Raw genomic sequence first — 2,338 nt, forward strand, 5'->3', positions numbered from 1 at the left:
AGCACATTAAGTGCTGTTTGGCTCGTGCGGAATCTAGCGAAACCGCATGTCCAGCCCGCCGGGCATCGCAAGGATGAAGTTGGAACACTGCCCCTTGCTGAATGATGGTCGCTCTTTCGTTTGGGAAGGAATGCGGGCGTGTCGGGCGTGCGATTCCGATAGATTCCGCACGAGCAGAAGGCGCCAGTGGCGCCTTCGTCGCGAGCAGGATTTGACCGAAGCGGAAGCGCATGCCTGACACGCCCGTATTCCGGTGAACGGCAACTTATTCGGTAGCATTTCCACTCGCCGCCGCTATTCAACCGCTCGCGACCCCTATTTCGCCTAGGTATCCCGTTCACCGAACGCGTTCGCGCGTCGACGTATCGTTGCGCTTTAGTCGTCGATAGCGTCTCGTCCGCGCTGATACTATTACCTCTGTTCTAAATTACGACACAGCGCCCTTTTCCAAAAGGGCGGCTGGAAGTAGGGGGTTGTACGGCTCGCAGGTCGTGCACGGAAGAGGAGATAACCTATGGCGAGACAGCTCAAATCCATGGACGGCAACAACGCCGCCGCATGGGTGTCTTACGCGTTCACCGAGGTGGCGGGCATTTACCCCATCACCCCGTCGAGCCCCATGGCCGACCTTGTTGACCAGTGGTCGGCGCAGGGCATGAAGAACATCTTCGGCACTCGCGTGAAGGTATGCGAGATGCAGTCCGAAGGCGGCGCCGCCGGTGCCGTGCATGGTTCGCTGGCGGCGGGCGCGCTCACCACGACCTACACTGCTTCGCAGGGCCTGCTCCTCATGATTCCGAACATGTACAAAATCGCGGCCGAAATGCTGCCGAGCGTTTTCCATGTGAGCGCCCGTACCGTTTCGACCCACGCGCTGAACATTTTCGGCGACCACTCCGACGTTATGGCCTGCCGCCAGACCGGCTTTGCCATGCTCGCCGAGGGCAACGTGCAAGAGGTCATGGACCTTTCCGCCGTCGCCCACCTTTCCGCCATCAAGGGCCGCATTCCGTTCCTCAACTTCTTCGACGGCTTCCGCACTTCGCATGAGGTGCAGAAGGTCGCCGTGTGGGACTTCGACGACTTGGCCGAGATGTGCGACTTCGACGCCGTTCGCGATTTCCGCGCCCATGCTTTGAACCCCGAGCATCCCGCAATGCGCGGCAGCCACGAGAATGGCGACATCTTCTTCCAGAACCGCGAGGCCTGCAACAAGGCTTACGACGAGCTGCCCGCAGTCGTTGAAGAGTACATGAAGAAGGTCAACGAAAAGCTGGGCACCAACTACGACCTGTTCAACTACTACGGCGCTCCCGACGCCGAGCGCGTGATTGTTGCCATGGGCAGCATTTGCGACGTGGCCGAGGAAGTTATCGACTACCTGAACGCCAAGGGCGAGAAGGTCGGTCTGGTGAAGGTTCGCCTGTATCGTCCGTTCGTCACGAAGAAATTCGTCGAATGCCTGCCCGAAACCGTGAAGAAGATCGCCGTGCTCGACCGCACGAAGGAACCCGGCTCCACGGGCGAGCCTTTGTACCTCGACGTGGTCGACGCCCTGAACCGCGAAGGCCGCACGGGCATTCTGGTTACTGGCGGCCGTTATGGCCTGGGCAGCAAAGATACGCCGCCCTCGTCGGTGTTCGCCATTTTCACCGAGCTCGCCAAGGAAGCTCCGCGCCGCGAGTTCACCGTGGGCATTGTCGACGACGTGACCAACCTCTCGCTTCCTGAGGACCCGAATTCGCCGAACACCGCGGCGCCCGGCACCATCGAGTGCAAGTTCTGGGGCTTGGGCGGCGACGGCACGGTTGGCGCGAACAAGAACTCCGTTAAAATCATCGGTGACCATACCGAGAAATACGTGCAAGCGTACTTTCAGTACGACTCCAAGAAAACTGGCGGCGTGACCATTTCGCACCTGCGTTTCGGCGACGAGCCCATTCGCAGCTCGTACTACATCAACAAGGCCGACTTCGTGGCGTGCCACAACCCGAGCTACATTCAGAAAGACTTCCCGATTGTGTACGACGTGAAGCCCCATGGTACCTTCATGGTGAACTGCCAATGGACGCCCGAGGAGCTCGCCGAGCACCTGAGCCCCGCCGCGAAGCGCTACATTGCGCAAAACGACATCAACCTCTACACCATCAACGCTATTGACCTGGCCGTAGAGATTGGCATGGGTAAGCGCACGAACACCATTCTGCAGTCGGCGTTCTTCACTCTTGCGAATATCATTCCCCAGGAAGAGGCCATTGGCTACATGAAGGATGCGGCTACCAAGTCGTATTTGAAGAAGGGCCAAGACGTCGTTGACATGAATCACCGCGCCATCGAT

Annotated in this window: 1 protein-coding gene; it reads left to right on the top strand. The window is 59.1% G+C overall.

The window, feature by feature from the left end; genetic code table 11:
- Window positions 1–514: 514 nt before the first annotated feature.
- The coding region (nifJ, locus tag ACWI8T_RS03485; protein ID WP_449137951.1) for a pyruvate:ferredoxin (flavodoxin) oxidoreductase at window positions 515–2,338 on the top strand (1,824 nt) is incomplete at its 3' end.

The sequence above is a fragment of the Slackia sp. genome (assembly GCF_977041755.1).